This window comes from Clostridium bornimense (genome assembly GCF_018917145.1).
Taxonomy (GTDB): Bacteria; Bacillota; Clostridia; order Clostridiales; family Clostridiaceae; genus Clostridium_AN; species Clostridium_AN bornimense_A.
Genome location: NZ_JAHLOD010000032.1, coordinates 1 through 21,018, shown reverse-complemented (window position 1 = coordinate 21,018; position 21,018 = coordinate 1). Strand labels below are relative to the sequence as shown.

Annotated in this window: 19 protein-coding genes, 1 tRNA gene, 3 pseudogenes and 1 riboswitch; of the genes and pseudogenes, 19 read left to right on the top strand and 4 right to left on the bottom strand. The window is 30.0% G+C overall.

Annotated elements, in window-relative coordinates:
• The first annotated feature begins 144 nt into the window (after positions 1-144).
• The 6 genes and pseudogenes from trxB to KQI30_RS11370 all read left to right on the top strand — a co-directional run bounded on the left by trxB (position 145) and on the right by KQI30_RS11370 (position 5,768).
• Positions 145-1,080 carry a thioredoxin-disulfide reductase gene (gene trxB / locus KQI30_RS11395; protein ID WP_216463445.1) on the top strand — a complete coding sequence of 312 codons (936 nt, stop codon included), beginning with the start codon at positions 145-147 and terminating at the stop codon, positions 1,078-1,080.
• A 4-nt stretch (positions 1,081-1,084) separates the two neighbouring features.
• Positions 1,085-1,315 (top strand): glutaredoxin family protein, encoded by a 231-nt coding sequence (locus tag KQI30_RS11390; protein WP_216463444.1) that lies wholly within the window; start codon positions 1,085-1,087, stop codon positions 1,313-1,315.
• Positions 1,316-1,610: 295 nt separating this feature from the next.
• Positions 1,611-1,692, top strand: a tRNA-Leu gene (locus KQI30_RS11385).
• Positions 1,693-1,820: 128 nt separating this feature from the next.
• Positions 1,821-4,199, top strand: coding sequence for a hypothetical protein (locus KQI30_RS11380; protein ID WP_216463443.1), 2,379 nt, complete (start codon positions 1,821-1,823; stop codon positions 4,197-4,199).
• Between the two features lie 119 nt (positions 4,200-4,318).
• A pseudogene (locus KQI30_RS11375) lies at positions 4,319-5,134 on the top strand (alpha/beta fold hydrolase).
• 55 nt (positions 5,135-5,189) lie between these two features.
• Positions 5,190-5,768: a DJ-1/PfpI family protein gene (locus KQI30_RS11370; protein ID WP_366937100.1), complete on the top strand. Its 579-nt coding sequence runs from the start codon at positions 5,190-5,192 to the stop codon at positions 5,766-5,768.
• A 140-nt stretch (positions 5,769-5,908) separates the two neighbouring features.
• Here the strand turns inward: KQI30_RS11370 and KQI30_RS17595 are convergent, their stop codons facing one another.
• Together KQI30_RS17595 and cysK are read right to left on the bottom strand one after the other, a co-directional pair.
• On the bottom strand, positions 5,909-6,568 hold the full coding sequence (locus KQI30_RS17595) for a class I SAM-dependent methyltransferase (protein WP_253287485.1): 660 nt from the start codon (positions 6,566-6,568) through the stop codon (positions 5,909-5,911).
• 9 nt (positions 6,569-6,577) lie between these two features.
• Positions 6,578-7,483: pseudogene (gene cysK / locus KQI30_RS17590) on the bottom strand (cysteine synthase A); the annotation flags it as partial.
• Between the two features lie 296 nt (positions 7,484-7,779).
• A riboswitch (SAM riboswitch) is annotated at positions 7,780-7,881 on the top strand.
• A 73-nt stretch (positions 7,882-7,954) separates the two neighbouring features.
• On the opposite strand from cysK, the gene KQI30_RS11360 reads away from it, so the two are divergent.
• From KQI30_RS11360 to KQI30_RS11300, 13 genes are all read left to right on the top strand, one after another.
• On the top strand, positions 7,955-9,274 hold the full coding sequence (locus KQI30_RS11360) for a phenylacetate--CoA ligase family protein (RefSeq protein ID WP_216463441.1): 1,320 nt from the start codon (positions 7,955-7,957) through the stop codon (positions 9,272-9,274).
• A 2-nt stretch (positions 9,275-9,276) separates the two neighbouring features.
• The gene (locus KQI30_RS11355; RefSeq protein ID WP_216463440.1) at positions 9,277-10,434 is read left to right on the top strand and encodes a pyridoxal phosphate-dependent aminotransferase; all 1,158 of its coding nucleotides are present in this window, start codon (positions 9,277-9,279) and stop codon (positions 10,432-10,434) included.
• 17 nt (positions 10,435-10,451) lie between these two features.
• Complete coding sequence (locus tag KQI30_RS11350; protein ID WP_216463439.1) at positions 10,452-10,985, top strand: 2-oxoacid:acceptor oxidoreductase family protein; 534 nt, start codon at positions 10,452-10,454, stop codon at positions 10,983-10,985.
• Positions 10,978-11,280, top strand: a complete 303-nt coding sequence (locus KQI30_RS11345) for a 4Fe-4S dicluster-binding protein (protein WP_216463438.1) — start codon at positions 10,978-10,980, stop codon at positions 11,278-11,280. The genes KQI30_RS11350 and KQI30_RS11345 overlap by 8 nt, the downstream gene beginning before the upstream one ends.
• Positions 11,281-12,450 carry a transketolase C-terminal domain-containing protein gene (locus KQI30_RS11340; RefSeq protein ID WP_216463437.1) on the top strand — a complete coding sequence of 390 codons (1,170 nt, stop codon included), beginning with the start codon at positions 11,281-11,283 and terminating at the stop codon, positions 12,448-12,450.
• A 1-nt stretch (position 12,451) separates the two neighbouring features.
• Entirely contained in the window at positions 12,452-13,330 is an 879-nt protein-coding gene (locus KQI30_RS11335; RefSeq protein ID WP_216463436.1) for a thiamine pyrophosphate-dependent enzyme, read from the top strand.
• 2 nt (positions 13,331-13,332) lie between these two features.
• Entirely contained in the window at positions 13,333-14,178 is an 846-nt protein-coding gene (locus KQI30_RS11330) for a MetQ/NlpA family ABC transporter substrate-binding protein (RefSeq protein ID WP_216463435.1), read from the top strand.
• A 1-nt stretch (position 14,179) separates the two neighbouring features.
• Positions 14,180-15,196, top strand: a complete 1,017-nt coding sequence (locus KQI30_RS11325) for a methionine ABC transporter ATP-binding protein (protein ID WP_216463434.1) — start codon at positions 14,180-14,182, stop codon at positions 15,194-15,196.
• Positions 15,193-15,849 carry a methionine ABC transporter permease gene (locus KQI30_RS11320; RefSeq protein WP_216463433.1) on the top strand — a complete coding sequence of 219 codons (657 nt, stop codon included), beginning with the start codon at positions 15,193-15,195 and terminating at the stop codon, positions 15,847-15,849. The genes KQI30_RS11325 and KQI30_RS11320 overlap by 4 nt, the downstream gene beginning before the upstream one ends.
• 151 nt (positions 15,850-16,000) lie before the next feature.
• Positions 16,001-17,080 (top strand): tetratricopeptide repeat protein, encoded by a 1,080-nt coding sequence (locus tag KQI30_RS11315; RefSeq protein WP_216463432.1) that lies wholly within the window; start codon positions 16,001-16,003, stop codon positions 17,078-17,080.
• Between the two features lie 12 nt (positions 17,081-17,092).
• The gene (locus tag KQI30_RS11310) at positions 17,093-17,629 is read left to right on the top strand and encodes a metalloprotease family protein (protein WP_216463431.1); all 537 of its coding nucleotides are present in this window, start codon (positions 17,093-17,095) and stop codon (positions 17,627-17,629) included.
• 258 nt (positions 17,630-17,887) lie between these two features.
• Entirely contained in the window at positions 17,888-18,580 is a 693-nt protein-coding gene (locus tag KQI30_RS11305) for an iron-sulfur cluster assembly scaffold protein (RefSeq protein ID WP_216463430.1), read from the top strand.
• 19 nt (positions 18,581-18,599) lie between these two features.
• Positions 18,600-19,601: a GGGtGRT protein gene (locus KQI30_RS11300; protein ID WP_216463429.1), complete on the top strand. Its 1,002-nt coding sequence runs from the start codon at positions 18,600-18,602 to the stop codon at positions 19,599-19,601.
• Positions 19,602-20,058: 457 nt separating this feature from the next.
• On the opposite strand, the gene istB is transcribed toward KQI30_RS11300, so the two are convergent.
• A complete protein-coding gene (gene istB, locus KQI30_RS11295) occupies positions 20,059-20,811 on the bottom strand; it encodes an IS21-like element helper ATPase IstB (RefSeq protein WP_216463428.1) in 753 nt (250 codons plus the stop codon).
• Positions 20,804-21,018, bottom strand: a pseudogene (locus KQI30_RS11290) (IS21 family transposase); the annotation flags it as partial. The pseudogene KQI30_RS11290 and the gene istB, both read right to left, overlap by 8 nt.

The window sequence follows — 21,018 nt, the reverse complement described above, 5'->3', positions numbered from 1 at the left end:
TATGAATAATATTACAAAGAAAATACGAAAATAAGAAAGATAGTAGTAGGAATTAGACACACTATTAAATAATAACAATTATTGATTTACAATAGAAATAATGATATTATTGTAGCAGAAAGGTTAGATTAAAGAGGTAATAGTATGGAAAAGCAAACAAAAGAATTAGATCTTGTTATAATCGGTGGCGGTCCAGCTGGATTAACTGCTGCGATATATGGTTCAAGAGCAAAATTAGATTTATTATTATTAGAAGACTCTTTAGTTGGTGGACAAATAAGGTCTACTTATACTGTAGATAACTATCCAGGCTTTCAATCAGTATCAGGAAATGAACTTGCTGATAAGATGCAGGCACAAGCAGAAAGCTTAGGAGCAAATATCGATGAGTTTGATAGTATTGTATCAGTATCATTAAGTGATGATGAAAAAATTATAGAAACTGAAAGTTACATATATAAGCCTAAAGCTGTAATTATAGCTACAGGATCAACACCAAGAAAGCTACCTGTACCAGAAGAAACTACCTTCTCTGGAAAAGGAATTCATTATTGTGCTGTTTGTGATGGTGCAATGTATGAAGGAAAGAAGATAGCAATAGTAGGTGGAGGAAATTCTGCTCTTGAAGAAGCATTATTTTTAAGTAAATTTGGTGAAGTAACTATAATAAGAAGATATGATTACTTCAATGGAGAAAAATCAACTTTAGAAGAAGTTTTAAAGAATGATAAAATAAAAATCCTTTGGAATGAAGATATCAAACATGTTAAAGGTAGTAACATGGTAGAATCAGTAGTTATAGAAAACACAAAAACTGGTGAAATAAAAGAAATATCAATGGATGGTGTTTTTGTTTCTATAGGAACTATGCCAAAAACTGATTTATTTAAAGACTATATTACCTTAACTAAAGGTGGAAATATAGTTACAGATGAATATATGCAAACTAACATAAAAGGTGTGTATGCAGCTGGAGATGTTAGAGATAAAATGTTTAGACAAATAACTACTGCTGTTAGTGATGGAACAATAGCGTCATTAATGGCTGAAAAATATATAAACGATGAGAAAGGAAGATAAGATTATGGTAAAAGTATATTCAACAGATTCATGCCCATGGTGTGTTAAAGCTAAACAATATTTAAAAAGCAAAGGTGTAGAATATAAAGAAATAAATGTTGCAGAAGATATGGAAGGTAGAGAAGAAATGGTTAAACTTTCAGGTCAAATGGGAGTACCTGTAGTAAACATAAATGGAACAATAATCGTAGGATTTGATAGACCTGCAATAGATGAAGCACTAGAAGAAATTTAATATAACAACAGGATAAAAGGCTTTCGCAATAACAAATAAAAATTCGTTGCGGAGCTTTTTTATATATGAAATTTTATTAATATAGTTTTAGTTTACATAATCATTATTATGTTATTGTAAACTAAAATTATTTATCTACACACTACAAAATAATAAAAAAACTAAAAATAATGACCATCATAATAAAAAGCAGAAAGAGTAAATTTATCATAATATGAAATAATAAAAAATATTTTATTGCATTTTTATTTAGAAGATGATATAATTTATCTCGGCTGAAAAAATAAAACATTTTGCTGGTGTGGCGGAACGGCAGACGCATTCGACTCAAAATCGAACGAGAAATCGTGTGGGTTCAAATCCCACCATCAGCACCAAAAAAGCATTTAGATATTAAAATCTAAATGCTTTTTTTATTTCATTTAATATTAATCACTTATTAAAATAGTTGTCACATATAATAAATTATCTTCTAAAGAAAATATATTTTAATGAGGTGTGATAAATGGATGAAATTATAAACAATATAGCAGTATTTAATAATGTAAGTGAACTTAGTACTGCTAATCTAAATGAAGGAACAAAAGCAGAAACTTTAGGTTATAATGAAGCTTTTGATAATGGAGGATGCCAGTATTATATTTCTAAGGATATAAAGCCATGGTCAATTTCATTAAAAAATGGACTTTATGCTAATGTAATAAAAAAGGATTATGTAAATTACAAAATGTTTGGTTGTAATCTTGATGGCATAAAAGATGATACTGAAGGAATAAATAAAGCTCATTTATATTGTAATGAAAACAAAGTTCTTTTAAAAAATAACTTTGGAACAATATATAAATCCAATAATTCAATTATTAAAGTAAAGTATGATGTTGATTTATCAGGATCAATAATTCTTGTAACAAATGATAATGCATATTCATGGTATCAAATAGTAAATGATAATGAAACTATATATAGTTATGAAGACTCTGTTAATAAATCAGAATTAAAAAAAGATGCGTCCAATATAACAATGAATGATAATTCTCTTCCATCTGATTCTGTTATCATAATAAAAGATTTGAATCCATGGGCTACAAGAAATGATGACGGCGATTTGTATAAAGAATATAGAAGTGAATTGATGTTTCATCATCATTTTGGTTATTGTTCTGGACCACTTATATATGGATATGATGATGAAAAAACAAATTTGTATTTTAAATATATGAAATACAATAATAAAAAGTTAGTTTTTATTGGATGTAAAATACGAATTGAAACCACACCTAATGTCACAGTAAATGTAATTGACTGTAGACGTCATAATACCATCTTAAAAGATTTTTATATAGATCCTAAAAATAATTCTCTTAAAGCGAAGCAATATAAAAACTCAGTTATATATGTTCAAGATTCATTTAATATAAAAATAGAAAATGTAATAGGAACAAACATTGCAGGATATCCAGGATATAGAGGTTCTTCAGGAAGTGGCTATACACTATGCTTTAGAAATTGTTATAAAATCACAATGGATAATTGTCATATAAGTGGATTTTGGGGATGTATGGGTACCAACTGTATTAAAGAAATGACTATTACAAACTGCTCGCTAAATAGAATAGATGTTCATAATTATTTTTCCAACATCTATATAGAAAATACTACGCTTTATGATTGGGGGATAAATGTTGGTTGTGGTAATGGTTTATTATCTATATCAAATTGCAAATTTGTCAATTACACTAGTCCTAATTTTGGAGGACAAACTTTAGTTAATATAAATAATAGCTATGGATATCTATTTGATGGAACAGTAGTAATAAAAGATTCTGAAGTAATTAAAGATAATTTAAATATTAGTATAATGAAAATAGATTATATAAGTAAAACTGGTGAGCCACGTGCTAAAGTTAAAATACCAAGTTTAATAGTTGAAAATCTTAAAGTTAGAAATATATCTAAGAATAATTCTAACTTTATAGTATATTCCTTTACTGGTGATTCTGATTATGTTGAAACAGTATCAACAAAAATAGAAAAGCCAGATATTATTTCAATAAATAATTTATCATACACTAATGATGATACTACAAAAGGCAATCTTATCTTTATAAAAGACGAATTTAATAAAGATATTTACACTAATACTGTTACTCCTAAAATATCTTTATCACAAATATCTTTTTCTAGTGATTTTATAAATGATCAGCTAATTTCAAATGGTAAAGATATAGATCTTTTCACTGCTACAAAAAATGCTATTCAATTAGACACAACAAAAAAGCTTTGTGAAAACTCTTCTATATCATTAGACGATGTTTCTTTGGTATTATACCATGGAAGTGATAAAGCTAAGTTAACTATAAACAATTCAATTATATATGGTTATTCTACTAATAATAAGATTGATTCTAAAGAAATCACAACATTCCTAAATAGTGAAGTAAGAATTTTCCCTTATAATTTTGAAAGTGGAGGTTATGAAATCCCATGCGGTAAATATATAAACACAGTATTTAAAGACTATGTAGTTTCAAATCAAGAGTCTAAAGCATTTTTATCATATGATACTACTTTAATAGGAACAAATAAAGATAATCTGAAATATTTACCTAAAACAATTAGTAGTCATAATAATATATTAGAATTAGGTAAATCAAGAATTCAAGTAGCAAACATTGAAACATCAACATTAATAAAATTACCATCTGTTAACGATTATACAGAAATATCACTAATATTTTCTACTAGTAAATATGTAAACGTAATGATTCCATCTTGCAAGATGAATAATAAACTTAGTTATTCTGCCAATAAAACTTTTAGATTAGACTTTACCTTTATAAATAACTCAATAGGTTGGATAGGTGAAGCAAAAGTCTACGGATAATATAAATTTCCTGCGGATTTACAGTAATAGTAGCATCCGCAGGAATTATAAAGTAATAATTAATTACTATCTACATATATTTATCTTTAAGAAAAACTTATAATCTTGGAGTGATATTTATGGGATATTATATCAATGTACAAAAGGATGTTAATATTTATGTAGAGGATCTTAATAAAGAAGGAAAAGACACTGTAGTTTTTCTACATGGATGGCCCGGAAGCAGTAAGCTTTTTGAATAGCAATTTGATTACTTAGCTGAAAAGGGTTGTCGGTGTATTGGAATTGATCAAAGAGGATTTGGAGATTCTGATAAACCACTTTGTGGATATGACTATGATACATTAAGTGATGATTTAAGATGTGTTATTGATACCTTAAAATTAAAAAATTTTACATTACTAGGACATTCAACAGGTGGAGCAATTGCTATAAGATATATGGCAAGACATAAGGGATTAGGTGTATCTAAACTAATATTATGTGCTGCCGCTGCACCTAGTCTTATAAGAAGATCCTATTTCCCTTATGGTATTAAAAGAGACATTGTTGATAATATAATTAAAGAAACTTATATTGATAGACCGAAAATGTTAAAAAATTTTGGTAAGATTTTTTTCTATAAAAAAGTAAGTGAACCTTTTTCCAAGTGGTTTTTACAATTAGGACTTCAAGCTTCAGGATGGGCAACTGCTGCTATAGCAAAAACTTGGCTTGATGAAGAAAAACTATTTGATGATATAAAAGAAATAACTATTCCAACATTAATAACTCATGGAATTCATGATAAAGTTTGTCTATTTCCTTTAGCTATAAAACAACATTATCTTATTGATAACTCAAGATTAGTTAAATTTGAAAATAGTGGACATGCACTTTTTTATGATGAAAAAGATAAGTTTAATAAAGAGGTTTTAACCTTTGTTAGAGAATAAAAAATAGCTTTGAATAATAAACTTTATTGAAAGTATTTCATTGGGAGGAAGTATAGTGATTAAAAAAATATTAATGTTAGTAGGAGATTATACAGAAGATTATGAAACTATGGTACCATTTCAATCATTACAAGTATTAGGCTATGACGTAGAAGTAGTTTGTCCTAATAAAAAGCCTGGCGACTTAGTAAGAACAGCAATTCATGATTTTGAAGGGGATGATACTTACTCTGAAAAAAGGGGACATAACTTTTTAATAAATGCTAATTTTGAAACTGTAGATACTAGTAACTATATTGGACTATTTATAACAGGTGGACGCTCACCGGAATATCTTAGACTAAATAAAAGAGTATTACAACTTGTACAAGAATTTTTTCAAGCTAAAAAGCCAATAGCAGCAATATGTCATGGTCCTCAAATTTTAACTGCTGCAGGTGTTGTAAAAAACTTAAATCTAACATCATATCCTGCAGTTGCACCAGAAATTGACCTTGCAGGTGGAAGATATATTGAAATAGATGCTGATAAAGCTATAGTAGATAAAAATATTGTAACATCACCAGCATGGCCGGGAAATGCAGCTATAATTAAAGAATTTGTCAAATTACTTGGTGCTAAAATTGAGATTTAGAAGCTATACTAGAATTATTTTAATACTAAAACATAACTGTGCACTGACGAAGGCTGCGCCTTGTCTTGTTCCCTAATAAAAGGAGGTATCGCTAACAAGTTTTCATTTGTTAATGCGATACCTCCTTCTTTCATCAACAATTATTTTAGCTTAGCTGTAAGTATCCAAAGAAATTTATTCATTTGCTGATAGCTAACATGAAAACCATGTTTTTCAAAAATCTTAGTTAATATATCATGGGTAGAGTAAAACTCTGTATTAAGATCATGAAGTAAGTTTGTATATCCATTTTCCTTAGCTTCTAAAATAAGATCAGACTTTGTTTTTTCTGAATCATACATAGTATCAGCTATTACTATAACGCCATCTTTTTTCAATTTTGATTTCAATATTTTTGCAGAGGTATCCTTCTCATCATCTGTTAAGTGGTGGAATGCATAACTACTGATAACAGCATCTAAAGAATTATCTTCTATAGGAAGTGATAAAAAAGTTCCTGATATAAAATTAATAAACGGATACTTTTCTTTTGCGATATTTAGCATCTTACTATTAGGTTCCACACCAATGACGTTATAACCAATATTAGATGCAGCATTAGTTAGATTCCCAGTACCAGAGCCAATATCTATTACCTTAGCACCTTTAAATTTACTTACATGTTTTACTGTCTCATTTAAGATCTCATTATAATTTTTAAATACATCTTTATATTCACCAGTTTCTAAAGCTACAGTGGCATCATAATCATCTGCCCAATCATCAAATAGAGCATTAAATCTAAAATCAGATATATTCATAGAAAAGTCATAAAGATGTTGACTAAAATATCTATCACTACGATCTGGTAGTACTGCTACAATATTTGTTTTTTTATTTGCTTTATAAGCCTGTTTTACTGCTCCGGCTATAGCAGCACCAGAAGAAGAACCAGCTAAAATTCCTTCTTTTCTTGATAGAAGCCTAACATAATACATTGATTCATCATCAGGTATTTTTTCAACTTCATCGATATAACTTTTATCAAATATTGAAGGAATAAAATGATTTCCGATTCCTTCAACTTTATAAACGCCTTCCTTACCACCACCTAGTATAGAACCAATAGGATCACTTAAAACTATTTTTATATTAGGATTTTTTTCTTTTAGGTATGAAGCTATTCCCATGATAGTACCACCAGAACCAGCTCCAGCTACTAATATATCAATATTACCATCTAAAGCATCATAAATTTCTTTACCTGTTTTTCGGTGAGCTTTAATATTAGCAGGATTATCAAATTGTCTCGCTATAAAAGAGTTTTCTATTTCCTCGTGTAGCTTGTTAGCTTTTTTTACAGCACCTTCAATTCCTTCATCAGCTGGTGTAATAATTAATTCAGCACCAAGAGCTCTCATTAACGTTTGCTTTTCAATAGAGAATTTTTCAGGTACAACAATAATTAGCTTATATCCTTTTTCAAAAGCAGCCATAGCAAGTCCTATACCTGTGTTTCCCGCAGTAGCTTCTATGATTGTATATCCCGGTTTTAATAATCCATTTTCTTCAGCATCTTTTATTATCTCAATACCGATACGGTCTTTTATGCTACCACCGGGATTAAGGTATTCAAGTTTTGCAAATATATTAACATTTTCGTTTGGTGATATATGATTCAGTTTTAATAATGGAGTATTGCCTATGATGTCTCTTATATCGTTTATATAATTCATGGTTATTCCTCCTTTTATAAAAATAGAATTTTAATTATTGCAATAATTTATATAAAATACTTTTTTTATATATTTTTCCATAAAGTACTTATTAAAAGTAGTATACATCAGTTTTATTTCATTGTAAACCTATTTGTTTAGTAGGAAATAAATTTAATCTACTCTAGATGGCATTATTGCTGGATTTGTTAATTTTAAAAAATTTTTCACGTAAAAAAATTGAAAAAAAGGTATTGACATACATGATCCATAGTTCTATACTAGTATTCATATCGAAGAACTGTGAAAATAAAATATTCTTATCCAGAGAGGTGGAGGGATAGGCCCGATGAAACCCAGCAACCAAATTTTAAATTATGGTGCTAATTCCTACAAACATTAAGTTTGAAAGATAAGAAGGTAAATAATTTTTAGACTACTTTCTTACTATCAAAGAAGGTAGTCTTTTTTTATAAATGGAGGGGTTAATATATGAGTAAAAAATATTGGAATGAAGAAATTGAAACAATATCAAGAGATGAATTGGAAAAATATCAACTAGAAAGAATAAGAGAACAAATTACGGCAGCATATGATAAATCACCATATTATAGACAAAGTTTCGAAAAGGCTGGTGTAAGCCCAACAGATTTGAAGACTTTAGATGATTTAAGAAAGTTTCCTATTTTGACAAAAAAGATAGTTAGAGAAAGACAAGACGCTAAACCAATTTTAGGCGATTTAGTAGTTGCGTCAGAAGATGATGTAGTATTTATTTCTTCATCTAGTGGGTCAACTGGAGCACCAACAGCTAGTCCTTTTAGTAAAAAGGATTTTGATGAATTTCAAGAAGTAGAAAGTAGATTATTTTGGCAAGCTGGTATGCGACCAAATGATAGATATATCCATGCATTAAACTTTTCATTATTTGTTGGTGGACCTGATGTTTTAGGTGCTCAAAACCTAGGAGCTTTATGTATTTGGGGTGGAACATTACCAGCAGATAGATTGCTATTTATTTTAAAGCAATATCAACCAACAGTTATATGGACAACACCATCTTACGCATGGTATTTAGGCGAAACTGCAATAAGGAAAGGAATAAATCCAGCAAAGGACTTAGCAATTAATAGAATAATTGTTGCTGGAGAACCAGGAGGATCTATAAATGCTACTAGAGAATCTATAGAAAAATTGTGGGATGCAGAAGTATATGATTTTTATGGTATTTCTGATATATTCGGTGCTTGTGCTGCTGCATGCGAAGAACATGATGGATTGCATGTAGCAGAAGATCATATTTATGTGGAAGTATTAGATGAAAAAACAGGTTTACCAGTAGGTGAAGGTGAACGTGGAGAAATGATTTTAACTACTCTTAGAAAAGATATAAGACCAATGATTCGTTTTAGAACTGGTGACATTGTCACATATACTAATGAAAAATGCAAATGCGGTAGAACTCTTAAAAGAATAAAAGTAGTTGGAAGACTAGATGATATGTTTATAGCTGGAGGAGTAAATGTATTTCCAAGTGATATAGAACATGTTGCAAGAAAGTTTGATGAATTAACTGGTGAATATCGAGTTAGAGTATTTGAAGATAGACATATTACACGATTTAAAGTAGAAGTAGAAAAGAAGAATTCTTCAAATGTAGATATCGAAGATTTAAGAGAAAGATTAGCTCATGAAATAAAAATTAGTTTAGGAGTTAAAGCCAATGAAGTAATAATTCTTGAGGAAGGCGAACTACCAAGAGCCACCCATAAAGCTAAACGTCTAATTGATGAAAGAAAAGAGGTGGAATAACAATGGCACAACTTAGTCATAGATTAGATTGGTTTACAGAATCAACAATAAGAAAAATGACAAGGATAGCTACAGAGTATAATGCTATCAATTTATCTCAAGGTTTCCCAGATTTCGACCCACCAAAAGAGATTCTAGATGAATTAGCTAGAGCAGCAAAAGAAGGACCTCATCAATATTCAATTACTTGGGGTGCACAAGATTTTAGAGAAGCATTAGCAAAAAAACAAGAACACTTTACTGGACTTGAAATTGATCCTAATGAAAATATAGTTGTTACTTGCGGAAGTACAGAAGCGATGATGGTAGCAATGATGTCAATTTGTGATGTGGGAGATAAAGTTGCTATATTCTCACCATTTTATGAGAATTACGCTGCTGACACTATATTAAGTGGTTCAGAGCCGATATATATTTCATTAAATCCACCAGAATTTAAAGTTGATTTAGAAAAGTTAGAAGATGCATTTAAGGCTGGTGCGAAAGCTTTGATACTTTGTAATCCTTCTAATCCTATAGGAAAAGTATTTACTAAAGAAGAATTGCTTTCAATAGCTTCATTAGTTGAAAAATATGATGCTTTTGTCATTACTGATGAAGTTTATGAGCATATAGTTTATGAACCATATAACCATATATATTTTTCAAGTTTACCAGGGATGTTTAAAAGAACTATTTCATGTAGCTCTTTATCTAAAACTTATGCTATGACTGGTTGGAGATTAGGTTATGTTATTGCACCAAAGGAGATTATTGAAAATTGTAAGAAAGTTCATGATTTTCTAACAGTTGGTGCAGCAGCTCCTCTTCAAAGAGCTGCTATTGTCGGTTTAAACTTTGATGATAGTTACTACAAAGAAGTAACAAATATCTATACAAAAAAGAAAAAGTTCTTCTTAAATGGATTGGATTCAATAGGACTAAAATATTATGAACCTCAAGGTGCTTATTATGTAATGGTTAATATAGATGAATTCGGCTATAAATCAGATGAAGAATTTGCAAAAAAATTAATAAAGGATGTTGGAGTAGCATCTGTACCAGGATCTAGCTTTTTTAAAGAAGATAATAACTCATATGTTAGATTTCATTTTGCAAAAAGTGAAGGTGTATTAGATGAAGCGCTAAATAGATTAAGTAAAATTCATAAGTACTTTTAAAGTGGGGGGATGTTTTTATGATAGAAATTACATTCTTAGGTAGAGGTGGTCAAGGTGCATTCACCTCTTCTAGAATATTAGCTATTGCTGCAAGTTTATATGGAGATAAATATGCATTAAGCTTTCCAAGCTTTGGTCCAGAGAGAAGAGGTGCTCCAGTTTTTGCTTATACAAAAATTGATGACAAGCCTATTAGAGATAGAAGCCAATGTCCCAAAAGTGATTATATCGTAATATTAGACGAAAGTTTATATACAGAAAATTTAAAACTTAAATTAAAAGACGGCGGTAAAATCATATTAAACACATCAAATAATCATGATGATAAAGATATAGAAACTTTTGATGGAATTCCAATTGCTACAAAGTTTTTAGGAGTGCCAATAACAAATACTGCAATGTTATCAGCTTTAGTATTGATAACTGGCATTGTAACAAAGGATCAATTAATAAATGCCATTGAGTATGATCTAAAACCTGCTATAGCAGGAAAGAATAAAAAATTAATTGAACATGTTTCAATATTATTAGGAAGTGATAAAAATGAATAGGCCTAAAGTTGATAAGAATTTTAAAATAGAAAGTTTGAAATATTTACCTCTAGGAACTTATGAAAAAGGATTGTTACTGACAGAAACTATGGAAGGCTGGAGAACAGAAAAACCAGTAATTGATAATAAGGATTGTATTAATTGTAATATGTGCTATTTAGTTTGTCCAGAAGGTGCGGTTTATAAAAATGATGATGGAAACATGGAAATAGATTATAGATTTTGCAAAGGCTGTGGAATTTGTAGCAAACATTGTAATAAGAATTGTATAGCTATGGTTAAGGAGGTTAAGTAGATGGGGAATAGACAATTTATTTCAGGTGATGAGGCTGTAGCCATTGGAGTTAGATTAGCAAAACCTAAAGTTATAGCTGCATATCCAATTACACCTCAAACTATTGTAGTAGAAAGACTTGCTGACATGGTGGAAGATGGCAGCCTTAAATCAGAATATATGTATGTTGAATCTGAACACTCTGCATTATCTGCAGTTATGGGTGCAAGTGTACTAGGAGCTAGAACTTTTACAGCTACTTCATCACAAGGGTTATTATATATGGCAGAAGTATTATATTATGCTGCTGGAGGAAGAGTTCCTCTTGTAATGATGAATGCAAATCGTTCAATAGCTTTACCATGGAGTATATTTGGAGATCAAAGAGATTCATTATCTCAATTAGATAGTGGATGGATACAAGTATATGTAGAAGATGCACAAGAAAGTTTAGATATGATTATACAAGCTTATGCTATTGCTGAAAATGAAGAAGTTTTAACTCCTGTTATGGTGAATTTAGATGGATTTATTTTAACTCATACTTATGAAAGAGTTGATATTCCAACAGAAGATGAAATAGATAAATTCTTACCAGAGTTTAATCTAAAACAAAAAATGGACTTGTCTAATCCAAAGAATCTATTCTTTACATCTCCGCCACAACATAATATAGGTTTTAAATATCAACAACACAAAGCAATGTTAGATTCAAAGAAAGTAATAGAAGAAGTAGATAAAAAATATGAGAAGATAGTTGGAAGAGGCTATGGTGGACTAGTAGATTCATATTTTTGCGACGATGCTGATGAAATCATAATAACTTTAGGAAGTATTACTGGATTAGTTAGAGATGTAGTTGATCAGTTAAGAAATGAAGGTAGAAAAGTTGGTGTTTTAAAAATAAGATTTATGAGGCCATTTCCTAAGGAGGAAATTGTAAAGGCTACTGAAAATGCTAAAGCAATTGCTGTATTAGAAAAAGATATTTCTTTTGGAAATGAAGGAACTGTTTATACTAATGTAGCATCAGCAATAAGAGATGGACGTAAAACATTATTAAATTATATTGGAGGTTTAGGTGGAATGGACATAAAGAAAAGCGAAATCGAAGATATATTTAATGATTTATTAAAAGTTAAAGAAAGTGGAGAAGTTGAGAATAAAATTAGATTTATAGGAGTTGATTAAAATGGCTTTAGCAATAGATGAAAAGGAATATTTTATTGGTCATAAAGGCTGTCCAGGATGTGGCGGTAGTTTAGCAGTAAGATTAGCATTAAAAGCTTTAGGAGAAAATACATTTGTTGTTGTTCCTGCTGGTTGTATGTCAGCAGTAGGATTTGTATATCCACAATTAGCTTTTGGAGTAAATGCTTTAATTTCTCCATTTGCATCAACAGGGGCTATGCTATCAGGAGTAGCTGTTGGCGCAAAAGCTATGGGCCTTGAAAATGTTAATGTTGTAGGTTTTGCTGGAGATGGTGGTACAGCTGATATAGGATTGCAAGCATTATCTGGAGCTATAGATAGAGACGATAACATAATATACATTTGTTATGATAATGAAGCTTATATGAATACTGGTATACAACAAAGTTCATTAACTCCATTTGGATCAAGTACAACTACTAGCCCAGCTGGAAATAGGATCCATGGTAGTACAAATACAAAAAAAGATATGTTTGATATTGTGGCAGCTCATAAAATAAAATATGCAGCTACAGCAAGTATAGGAAATATTCCTGATTATATTAGAAAAGTTAAAAAAGCTAGTGAAGTAAAAGGAGCAGCATATATTCATGTTGCAGCACCATGTCCTACAGGCTGGGGAATTAATAGTAGCGATACTATAGAAATAGCTAAAGAAGCTATAGATTGTGGACTATGGTTTCTAGCAGAATACGAAAATGGACAATATAAGTTAAATAAAGATATAAAAGAATTTTCTTCTGTAGAAGAATATTTAAAGAAACAAAAAAGATTTAAACATCTAAATGATGATGATATTAAAATTATTGAAGAAGTAAGAGACAGAAAATGGAGAGATTTAAGAGAAAAGGTGGGATAGATATGAAAAATATTAAAAAATATGTAGCAATTATATTATCAGCGTTATTAATAACTGTGGTGTTTACAGGATGCAGTGATAATTCTACTAGCAATAGTAAAAAAATTATCTTTGGTGTAGCACCAGGACCTTATGGTGACTTAGTAAAATTAGCAATTAAGCCAGGTCTAGAAAAAAAAGGATACAAAGTAGAGTTAAAAGAATTTAGTGATTATATACAACCTAATAAAGCTTTAGCCAATAACGAAATAGATGTTAATGTTTTTCAACATCAAGTATACTTAGAGAATTTTGCGAAAGAGCATAAGTTAGAAATAGAATCTATAAAGAATATACCAACAGCAGGTATGGGTATATTTTCAAATAATTATAAAAGTTTAGATCAATTATCAGATGGAGATACAGTATCAATTCCAAATGATGTACCTAACTTAGCTAGAGCTCTAAGATTTTTAGCTGCAGAAGGTGTTATCACATTAAAAGATGATGTAGATTTAACTACTGTTTCAGAAAAAGATATAGCAGAAAATCCTAAGAACTTAAAATTTACTACAGTAGAGGCTGCTCAACTTCCTAGAACATTAGGTAGTGTAAACATTTCTGTAATTAATGGTAACTATGCTATATCAAGCGGATTATCATTAGGTGATGCTATTACTACTGAAAAATTAAATGAAGAATATAAAAATGTTATTGCTATTAGATCTTCAGATAAAGATAGTGAGTTTGTAAAAGATATATTAGAAGTAGTAGAAAGCGACGACTTTAAAAATGTTATATTAGATGATAAAAATATTTTCAAGGATTTTGATTTTCCAGAATGGTTTCAAGAAAAAGTAGGTGAGTAATATGATAGAACTTAAAAATGTTACAGTTAATTTTAAAAAGAAAAAAGAAATAGTAAAAGCAGTAGATAATGTTTCACTAAAGATATCACAAGGAGACATTTTTGGAATAGTAGGTGGTAGTGGAGCAGGTAAAAGTACTTTACTTAGAACTATAAATGGATTACAAAAGCCAACATCAGGTGAAGTTATTATAGATGGACAAGATATAACTAATTTATCAAGAAAAGAATTAAGAGAAGTAAGAAAAAATATCGGAATAATATTTCAACATTTTAATCTGATTTCTAGAAAAACTGTTGGAGAAAATATTGAATTTGCTTTAAAAATTCAGAGGGTACCAGAAAATCAACGTGGAGCTAAGGTAAAAGAATTGCTAGCTCTAGTTGGTCTAGAGGATAAAGAAAATGTATATCCTAGGGAACTAAGTGGTGGACAGAAACAAAGGGTAGGAATAGCAAGAGCCATAGCAAGTAATCCTAAAATACTATTATGTGATGAAGCTACCTCTGCTTTAGATGTACAAACAGCAAAAGAAATTGTAGAGATTCTTAAAGATATTAATAAGAAATTTGGAATAACTATAGTTTTTATTACTCATCAACTAGAAGTAGCAAAAGAGTTATTTAAAAATATAGCTGTTATTGACTCAGGAAAAATAGTAGAAAACAATAGTAGCTATGAGATATTTGCAAATCCAACTAATGCTTTAACTAAAAAACTTGTTAATAAGAAAATAGATATTCCAAAAGAAGTAGTTAACAATATCGGAGGTAATATAGTTACATTAATATATAAAGGAGAAGATAGCTTAGAGCCAATCATTTCTACTATTAATGAAAGATATAAAGTTTCTACTAATATACTTCATGGTAATATCGAGTATATACAAGATAAACCAATAGGAATTTTAGTTATAAGCATAAATGGAAATAATCACGATGTATCAAGTGCAATTGATTATTTAGAAAGTACTATAGAAACAGTAAAATACTATAAAGAAGAGGAGGCGGTAGTATGACAGGAAAAGAATTAATAGATAGTCTTTTAGTAGCTAGCAAAGAAACATTAATAATGATAGGAATCTCAACAGCCTTTGCATTAGTTATAGGCACTATAATAGGATTAATTTTATATATAACATCAAATCCCTTACTATATAAGAATAAATTTATAAATACTATAGCTGGATTTATTATAAATATAATTAGATCAATTCCTTTTATAATATTATTAGTATTACTAGTACCAATTACTACTAAACTTACCGGCACTACAATCGGACCTATAGCTGCATCAGTACCACTTACCGTTGCCTCTATAGCCTTCTTCGCAAGACTTGTAGAAGGAAATTTATCTGAAATTGATGAAGGTATAATAGAAGCAAGTATAGCTATGGGAGCAAATTTGAAAGAAATTATTTTTGATGTTCTTTTAGTAGAAGCTCTGCCAGGGATTATTAGATCAATAACAGTAACTTTGATTAGTATAATAGGATTCTCAGCAATGTCAGGAACTGTTGGTGGCGGCGGTATAGGAGATTTAGCCGTTCGTTATGGATATTACAGATATGATACAAATGTTATGTTTATTACAGTATTGTTATTAGTAGTAGCTGTACAACTAATCCAAAGCGCTGGTGAAAAATTTGCTTTTGCAATATCAAAGAAATAGATGATTATATTATATTAAGGTTAGAAATTCGTAAATTCAATATGATTTTCTAACCTTTTTATTTTAGGAGTCAATGTTAATTATTGACATATACATATAATGTAAACTTTATATTAACAAATTATGAACTAATTATAAAGGAGAAGCTTATATGTATAATGATGAAGAATTAAATGAGGAGCAAGATTATCAGTATCAAGATAACCTTTGTCAAAAGTGTCATCAGCGATATATTGATACTTCAGAAAGTGAATATTCAATACTATGTTCTAGTTGTAGAGAAGAACAAATTAAATATCCTATTCCTAAAGTTTTCATTCCTATTTTTATTATTCTTATTTTACTAGTTGGAATATCTTTTCGTAACTTTCCTATATTACTAAGAGAATATAAGGTATACGTGAAAGCAGATGAAAAAGTTAATGAAGGTTATCTAAGTGATACATTAAATAAGTTAACAGATTTACTAGAGAAACATCCTGATGCAGACAAAGTTGCAATAAAACTAACTGATATTGCTATGGAAAATGGTATGTATGATTATGCTGGTTATATACTAGATAAATATCTTTTAGGTAAAGAATTTGATGATGATATCTATGATAAGTTATCAAGTTATGTTGATGATATAGAAAGATATTATGAAACGTATGATTCCTGCAATGAAATTTTAAAAAAAGCCTATGAAGATAATAACAATAACTTTAATGAAGAAAAGGCAAATGAAGAGTTACTGAATTTATTAAATGACAATAGTAAAAATAAATCATTAATTTATTACTGCTTAGGAAGAACAACATCAAATACAGATGAAGCTAAAAACTATTTAGAAAAATCATTAGAAGAAGATCCTAAAATGATTCAATCAAAAGTTGCACTTGGTAATACATTTAGACGTGAAAATAACTTTGATGAAGCAAATAAAAAATTTCAAGAAATCTTAGCGGAAGATAAAACAAATGATGGTGCATTACGTGGTTTAGCAATATTAGAAATGTTAAAAGGAAATAATGAAGAGGCGTTAAAACTAGCAAAAGATGCTTATATTTCCAATGCCAATGGAGAATACATTTATGAAACATTTCTAATTGCATTAAAGTTAAATAATAAGGAAGAAGACTTTAAAAAATATAAAAAAGAATTTGAAGATGCAGGGGATACTCTTGATGATGAAACTGTAGAACTACTTAATGGTAATTCTGATCTTAATAGTTATTATATAAATGAATAGGGGGAAGATATTATGTTTTTTATACCGGGAATTGTAATTTCAATTTTAACTTTTCCAGGAGTTATTGTACATGAATTAGCTCATCAAATATTTTGCTACATTATGAAGATACCAGTTTACGAAGTTAAGTATTTTCAATTTAAGAATCCAAGTGGATATGTTATACATGAAAGAACAGATGATCCTCTTAAATCTTTTTTCATTTCTGTAGGTCCTTTTTTAATAAATACTATTTTAGGAATTATAATTATGGCACCTGTTTCAATAGAATTAATAGGGTTTGAAGATTTAAATAATATATTGTCACTATTTTTAGCTTGGATTGGTATTTCAATTTTAATGCATGCTTTTCCAAGTGTTGTAGATGGCAAAGGCTTAGTTGATTCAATACTAAAAAATAAAGATGTAAATATATTTGTAAAAATCATTACAGCACCAGTGATTGGATTAATTTATTTAGGTGCAATAGGTTCTGCTATATGGTTAGATCTTATCTATGCAATATGGATATCCTTGGCATTGCCTAGAATATTGGTAAATATAATTTAAACCATACTAGATATATTTTTGTTTCAAAGTTCTATTGTAATTCAATACATATATAGAAAAACTAACCATTTACTGCGAGGTAATAGGTTAGTTTTTTGTGAAATTTACCTAAAATACTAGAAATATTGATAAAAATGTGTTGAGGAAAAAGATTTTATTTGTTAAAATACAAGAGTGGAAAGAACAAACTATATGCTTAATATTGTTCGTATCCCTAAAGGGTTATATAAACTTTTTCACAAGGAAGGAGAATTAACAATGATGTATTCATCAGAAGTTACTGAAATGTGTGTACTTGCAAAAGGACCAAACCACGGTCCAGCCCCAATCCCTGAAGAAGGTAAATGGGTACAAGCTAAAGAAGTTAAGGACATATCTGGTCTTACTCATGGTATAGGTTGGTGTGCACCTCAACAAGGAGCTTGTAAATTAACTTTAAATGTAAAGGAAGGATTAGTTCAAGAAGCATTAATCGAAACTATCGGATGCTCTGGTATGACTCACTCTGCAGCTATGGCTTCAGAAATACTTCCAGGAAAAACTATATTAGAAGCTTTAAATACTGATTTAGTATGTGATGCTATAAATACTGCAATGAGAGAATTATTCCTACAAATCGTATACGGAAGAACTCAAACTGCATTCTCTGAAGGTGGACTACCTATCGGAGCTGGTCTTGAAGACTTAGGAAAAGGATTAAGAAGCCAAGTTGGTACTATGTACGGAACTTTAGCTAAGGGTCCAAGATACTTAGAAATGGCAGAAGGATACGTAACAAGAGTTGCTGTAGACAAAAATGCTGAAATTATCGGATATGAATTCGTTCACCTTGGTAAGATGATGGAATCAATCACTAAAGGTATGGATGCAAACGAAGCGTTAGAAAAAGCAAAGGGTACATATGGTAGATTTGCTGAAGCTGACAGATATGTAAATCCAAGACACGAATAATATTAGGAGGGTAAGAAAAATGGCATTATTTGAAAGTTATGAAAGAAGAATCGGTCAAATAACTCCAGTACTTGAAAAGTACGGAATTGAATCTTTAGAAGCTGCTAGAGATCTTTGTAAGTCAAAAGGATTTGATCCATATGAAATTACAAAAGAAACTCAACCAATCGCATTTGAAAATGCTGCTTGGGCTTATACTCTAGGTGCTGCTATAGCTATAAAGAAAGGTTGCACAAAAGCTGCTGAAGCTGCTGAAGCAATCGGAGAAGGATTACAAGCATTCTGTATCCCTGGATCAGTTGCTGACGACAGAAAAGTTGGTTTAGGACACGGAAACTTAGGAGCTATGCTTTTAAGAGAAGAAACTAAATGTTTCGCATTCTTAGCAGGACACGAATCATTCGCTGCTGCTGAAGGTGCTATCAAAATAGCTGAAAAAGCTAACAAAGTAAGAAAAGAACCATTAAGAGTTATCTTAAACGGTCTTGGAAAAGATGCTGCATACATCATTTCAAGAATCAACGGATTCACTTATGTTCAAACTAAATTCGATTACTACACTGGTAAGTTAGAAATCGTTAAAGAAACTCCATACTCAGATGGACCAAGAGCTAAAGTTAAATGCTACGGTTCAGACGACGTTAGAGAAGGTGTTGCTATCATGCATCACGAAGGTGTTGACGTATCAATCACTGGTAACTCAACTAACCCAACAAGATTCCAACACCCAGTTGCTGGTACTTACAAGAAGGAATGTGTTGAAGCTGGTAAGAAATACTTCTCAGTAGCATCAGGTGGTGGTACAGGAAGAACTCTTCACCCAGATAACATGGCAGCAGGTCCTGCTTCATACGGTATGACTGATACTATGGGAAGAATGCACTCAGATGCACAATTCGCAGGATCATCATCAGTTCCAGCTCACGTTGAAATGATGGGTCTTATCGGAATGGGTAACAACCCAATGGTAGGATGTACAGTTGCTGTTGCAGTTGCTGTTGAAGAAGGAATGAACAAATAGTATTTTTAATGTTCACTTAAAATAAAGTTTCGAACGAAATAAAAAAGTTTAGAAAATATGACTAGCCAGGAGGCACTTTTGTGCCTCTGAGCTGGTCTTTTTTTATGTCTGAAATTAAATATGAAAAGAGAATAGCCTGTTAAAATATCTGAATATAAATGTATGAAGAATAGCTTAAATAGTAGATTTATAGGAAAAATTAAAAGAGATTTTCGCTGACGCGTAGCGGATAATTTTGCATGATTAATGCTTGGATAATGCATGATATTTTTTCGAAACTTTATTATTATTTTCAATGAAAATACCTGTGGATAACTCTCTATTTTTACCCATTTTTTCTTTCGGAACTTTTTTATTATTTCTTTAATTGAAATATGCTTGAGGCTTGGCAGGGAAAAGGTTTTTATAAATGTCAACTTAATAATGTAACTTTTTGATCATTTAAGAATGTAGTTTTTTAGTTATCTTCTTGTCTTAAATGATCTTTTAATCTATATGAGTTTCCACTTATAGAAACTACATGAGCATGATGTAAAATTCTATCTAAAATAGCGTTAGCTATTATAGGATCGTAGAAAATATCATCCCAGGAATTAAAATTTATATTTGTTGTTAATATTGTACTTTTATTCTCATATCTCATATCAATAAGCTGAAAAAATAACTTAGAATCTTCTGCATCTATTGGTAAATAGCCTAATTCATCAATAATTAAAAGCTTATATTTATTAAAATGCTTTAATCTCGCATCTAGTCTATTTTCCAATTTTGCTCTTTTTAACTGTTGTAATAAGTCATTACACTTTATAAAATAAGTGCTATATCGTTGTTTCGCGGCAGCGATTCCGATAGATGTAGCAAGATGAGTTTTCCCAACACCGCTTGAACCTAGAAATACAATATTTTCTTTAGCTTCTATGAAACGCAATGATATAAAATCTAATATTTCATCTCGATTAATATTAGGTTGAAAGTCAAAGTCAAAATCTTTGATTTCTTTGTTATGAGGAAATGCTCCAACCTTAACCATTGCTTTAATCATATTGGTTTCCTTAAAGTCTATTTCATATGATGTAAGTTTTACAAGAGCATCTACAAAAGATAAATTATTCTTAGTAGTAAAATCTATAATTTCATCTAGATGATTAACCATCTGTTTCATTTTTAGATACTCTAAATTTTTTACTAGTTGTGTATAAGTACTATTCATTTTGATACATTTCTCCTATCATATTTAAATTATTTTTAGCCATTGTCGCTATATCACACTTATCAGCATTAAAGGTAGCCTTAGTAACTGCTAAGTAATGATCTTCATGATAATTTAACTTTTGATTTTTTATATCATGAATAGTAACTAAATTTGTGTTATAATACACATGTAGTTGATTATCATATACTTGCAGTTTAAGTCTCT